The sequence below is a fragment of the Pseudomonas sp. G1002 genome, assembly GCF_013385455.1.
In the GTDB taxonomy this organism is placed as follows: Bacteria; Pseudomonadota; Gammaproteobacteria; order Pseudomonadales; family Pseudomonadaceae; genus Aquipseudomonas.
Window position 1 is genome coordinate 1 of the sequence record NZ_JACAPY010000007.1, and the last position, 4,780, is coordinate 4,780.

Annotated in this window: 4 protein-coding genes; all 4 read right to left on the minus strand. The window is 60.1% G+C overall.

The genetic code is table 11. From position 1 onward, the window contains the following. Positions 1-253 precede the first annotated feature (253 nt). The 4 genes from HX801_RS03815 to HX801_RS03830 all read right to left on the minus strand — a co-directional run bounded on the left by HX801_RS03815 (position 254) and on the right by HX801_RS03830 (position 4,352). Positions 254-1,321 carry an ABC transporter ATP-binding protein gene (locus HX801_RS03815; RefSeq protein ID WP_008430152.1) on the minus strand — a complete coding sequence of 356 codons (1,068 nt, stop codon included), beginning with the start codon at positions 1,319-1,321 and terminating at the stop codon, positions 254-256. Positions 1,322-1,326: 5 nt separating this feature from the next. Further along, positions 1,327-2,118 carry an ABC transporter permease gene (locus HX801_RS03820; protein WP_008430153.1) on the minus strand — a complete coding sequence of 264 codons (792 nt, stop codon included), beginning with the start codon at positions 2,116-2,118 and terminating at the stop codon, positions 1,327-1,329. 28 nt (positions 2,119-2,146) lie between these two features. Beyond that, positions 2,147-3,082 (minus strand): ABC transporter permease, encoded by a 936-nt coding sequence (locus tag HX801_RS03825; RefSeq protein ID WP_008430156.1) that lies wholly within the window; start codon positions 3,080-3,082, stop codon positions 2,147-2,149. 109 nt (positions 3,083-3,191) lie between these two features. Then, positions 3,192-4,352, minus strand: coding sequence for a PotD/PotF family extracellular solute-binding protein (locus HX801_RS03830; RefSeq protein ID WP_008430158.1), 1,161 nt, complete (start codon positions 4,350-4,352; stop codon positions 3,192-3,194). Between the last annotated feature and the right edge of the window lie 428 nt (positions 4,353-4,780).

The following is a 4,780-nucleotide window of genomic DNA, read 5'->3' on the forward strand; positions in this document are numbered from 1 at the left end:
CGGAGTGAGGGAACGCCGAGCCTAGGCGAGGCGCCGACAGGCGGGGCAGAGCCCTAATGAGATGGTCAGCCCGGCACGGGCCCCCGGTAAATCTAGACTTACCGGAGGGCCCACTTCCCGCTCAATAAAACCGACCATTACTCTCTTCCCCCCCGGGCAAAAAAAACGCCAGACCAGCCTCCCGTGAAAGAGCGCATGATCCAGCGTAAAAATGAACCTCGGCTGCTTCAGCCAGGCCCCATGTTGAACCCCTTCAGACCGGAATCACCACAAAGCTTTCCGGTTTGCAGGTCAACGCCACGTTAGTCCCCGGCGGCAGTGCGTGGCTGCCGGGAGTCGGCAGTTGCTGGCATTTGAGATCAAGCGTGCCACCGGCCACCTCCACGCGGTAGATCACCCGATTACCGATAAACGAAGTGTCCTTGACCTTCCCGGCGAACGCACCGTCGGCCAGTGCGGCGCCCAGAGCCGGCTCAAGGCCGATGGTTTCAGGCCGGATCGACACATTCACCGGCCCTGCACCCACGCCGCTTTTAGCCGTATGGGCATAACGCCCAAACGGCAACTCGACCACGCCACCCAGCCCATACGTGCCGTTGACGATATTGGTATCGCCGAAAAACCTGGCGGCAAACAACGTGCGCGGCGACCAATACATCTCCTGCGGCCCGCCGATCTGCTCGATGCCACCCTTGTTCAGCAATACCACACGGTCCGACAAGATCATCGCTTCGTCCTGGTCGTGAGTCACATACACAAACGTGGTGGAAGTCTCTTCGTGGATGCGCTTGATCTCGTTAAGCATGTGATGGCGAATCTTCAGGTCCAGGGCCGCCAGCGGCTCGTCCAGCAGCAACACCGCCGGGCGATTCACCAGTGCGCGGGCCAGGGCCACACGTTGCGCCTGCCCGCCACTGAGCTCGGAGATCCAACGGCTCTTGAAGCTTTCCAGTTGCACCAGTTCCAGCGCCTTGTTCACTTCACGCTTGATCTCATCCTTGGGCTTCTTCTTCAAACGCAACCCGAAGGCCACGTTGTCGAACACGTCCAGGTGCGGGAACAGCGCGTACTTCTGGAACACCATATTCACCGGGCGGTGTTCAGGCGCCAGGGCGGTGGAGTCCTTGCCGTCGATCACCACTTTGCCGGTGGTGGGCTCTTCGAAGCCGGCAATGATCCGCATCAGGGTGGTCTTGCCGCAGCCACTGGGGCCGAGCAGGGTCAGGATCTCGTTGCGTTTTACCGTGAGGTCGACTTTGCCCAGGGCAGTGAGGTTGCCGTAGCTCTTGGAAATCCCGGTCAGTTCAATACTGTTGGTCATGGTGATTACTCTGCAGTTTCAGCACGTTCAAGTTCGAGGCGGCGACGACGCAAGGTCATGACCAGGCCGGCAATGGCGATGATGGCAATGGTCACCACCAGCATGAATACCGAGGCGGCATTGATGGTGGGGCTGACGGCGCGGCGCATCATCGAAAGAATCATGAGGGGCAGCGTGGTGTCGCTGCCGGTGACGAACACGGTGATCAGGAATTCATCCATCGACAGCGCCACCGCGAGGATCGCGGCGCCGGCGATGGTTGGCCCGATGATCGGCAGCGTCACCAGCCAGAACGCTTTGAGGGGCGAGGCGCCGAGGTCGCGGGCGGCCTCCTCGAACGACAGGTCGAAATACTCCAGCCGTGAGCGCACCGACTCCACGAAGAACGGAAAGGTGAACAGGGTGTGGCCGATGATCACCGTCAGCAGCGAACGGGGCAGGCCGACCAGTGAGAAGAAAATCACCAGTGCAATCCCCAAAAACAAACCGGGCAAGGCGATGGGGGCAAAGTTCATGAACGCGAACACCGCTTTTACCCGGCCTTTCATGCGCATCAGCGCCAGGGCCGAGAACGTGCCCAGCAGCGTGGTGAGAATCGCCGAACCGGCGGCGACGATCGCACTGTTGGTCAGGGCTGTCATGAAGTCCGAACTGCTGAACAGCGCCTCGTACCAGCGCGTGGAAAAACCCTCGAACGGGAACGACAGCGAGGCGGACGAGTGAAAGCTGAACAGCGCGATAATCGCGATGGGCGCGTAGAGGAACAACATGTAGACGTAAGTGAATAACCGGATCATGGGGAGTTACCTTTTTTATGAGCGGCAGTCAGTCGTGGTAACGCTTGCCGGGTGCCAGGTTGGCTGCGCGCAACACCCCCAGCAGCAACGCGTACACCAGCATGAACACGATCAACAGCAGATAAGCCATCGCCGCACCGAGTGGCCAGTTACCTACCGAGCGGAACTGGTTGGCGATCACCAGCCCGGTGGTCATCGCATCCCGGCCGCCCAGCAGTTGCGGGGTGACGTAGTCGCTGGCGGCCAGCACGAAGGTGAACATGAAGGAGCTGACGATGCTCTTGTGGGCCATCGGCATGATCACCCGCCACAGAATGGTGACACCGCCGGCGCCCAGGTCGGCAGCGGCCTCCAGGTAGTCCTTCTTGATGTCCCGCAGGCCCGACACCAGCAGCAACAGAGTGAAAGGCAGCATGATGTGCACCAGGGTCAGCACCACGGCGAACTTGCTGAACACCAGCCACTCCAGCGGTTGGTCGATCAGGCCGAAGTGCAGCAGGGTGGAGTTGATCACGCCGTTGGTGCCCAGGATCGAGCGCCATGCGTAGACCCGTACCAGGTAACTGGAAAACCACGACACCAACGCCAGGTACAACACGGCGTTGGAGCGTGTGCGGTACACGATGTAATAGGCCACCGGCGCACTGATCACGGTGGAGAGCAGGGCGGTCCAGAAGCCGTTTTGCAGGGCGATCCACAGCGAGTCATAAAACCCGCTGGCGCTCAGGGCCTTGGCATAGTTGGCCAGGGTGGCGGCGGGCTCCATGCTGAAGGTCTTGGCGGTCCAGAAACTGGCAATCAGCAACAGTGCCGACGGAACCAGAAAGAACACCACCAGAAACAGCAACGGCGGCGACGCCAGCCAATACCCGCTGAGGGTTCTCTTATCCATCTTCACGTGTTTACCGACCCTTGAATCGCCGTCGTCCAGGGGCATGGACTCGGTGTTGTTGACTACGGTCATGATGAGGTTGCCTTTGCGTTTTTATTCGAGAGTCAGGGCGCGTTGACCCGTGGGGCGCGTGTTGATGAACACCCACCCCACGGTTGCCAGCGCCGGCGTGCCAAGCGCTCTAGAACGAGCCTTTGAAGTTCGCCCACTGATCGATCCATTCCGCATAGGTCACATACTTTTCGGAGCTCAGGGGCGGTTGGCCATAGAGTTTGGATTTCTCGAAGAAGCTGTCGAGGTTCGCGTAGTCAAAGGTGTTTCTCAGGTCCTCCGGCAGCAGCGGCACGGCCTTGGGGTTGACCACGCCGGAGAACATCGTGGTTGCCATCTTGGCCTGGGTATCGGGCTCCAGGGTCTTGTTGATGAACTCCAGGGCCAGGGGAATATCCTTGGCGGTTTTCGGGATGAACAACGCATCGCACCACAGCGCTGCGCCTTCGCTGGGCACCGACAGGGCAGTGGTCACGCCACGCTTGATGGTTTCGCTCGGGGTGTTGGCGGAGGCCGAGAACACCGCGTCCACTTCACCCGATACCAGCAGCGATACCGCGTCACCCGACGAAGCCGCGAACACGCGGCATTGATCACGGTACGGCTTGAGTTTTTCAAAGGCGTCGTTGAATTCGGCGCGGGTCAGGTTGGGGTACTTGTCGCCGTAGCCGGCGATAGTTGCGATCAGCGACCAGTTCGAGGTGCCGTCATCGACAAAGGTCAACTTGCCCTTGAGCTTGGGGTCCAGCAGGTCGGTGTATTGGGTGGGCTTTTTGACGTTCTTGGGGTTGTAGATGATGGTGTTCATCCCCCACAGCAACGGGATGCCCCATTGCTTGCCGTCCCAGTACCAACGGCTGCCCTTGTAGAACAGCGCGAGGGTATTGTCGGCGGAATAGTTGGGGATCTTCGTGGTGTCGATGGCCTTGAGCAGGCCCATTTCCTGATAGATCTTTTCGTAGCCCAAGGCGTACATGGTCAGGTCGAGCTGCACCGGATCGGAGCCGGCCAGCCGGGCGGTGATGTCGTCCTGGTTGCTGGCATAACTGGAGCGCACGGTAACGTTGCGTTGCTTGCGCCAGTCGGCAAGTTCGGCGTCGCCGGTTTCGCCTTCCCAGCCGAGGATTTCCAGGTGCCCGGTGGTGGCGGCAAATGCGCTGGGCACGAACGAGCCGAGGTACAAGCCTGCGGCAGAGGCGGCAGCGCCCAGCAGGAACGAGCGTCGTTTCAAGCTGAGGGAATTGAAGTCAATGCCGGTCAAACCATAACCCGTCTCTATTTCTTTTTTCATTTCGAGTTCCTGCCTGGGTGGTGGGTGCAAATGTTGAGCGACTTGCAAGGCGTGGGCCTGGTGTCGATGCCAGGTGCGTCCTTTTGTATGCAGTCAGTTGGATCGGCAGTGTTATGGCCAGCATTGATTCCATGCTGCTGGGGAGGGTGGTAAGGCCTCCACTGTTCCGATTGACTCTTCCTTGGCGGGGCGACGCACGCTTATTCCGGGCTGCAGGGTGTTGCGGGCCTGAAGCGGTGCGCCCAGCGCTTGATAGGCTCGGCTTGTTGTTTTCATGGGTTGAGTATTGAGCGGGGAGGCGGGGGGCTCAATTTCGCAGGGGGGTTAAAAGCGACGCACTCTGACGCATTGGAGTGACCTAAGCGGCGCACGTGGGGGCCCAGGGGTTTCTGGGGGGGGGATCCGTAGCAAGAGCACGGCGGCCTGAA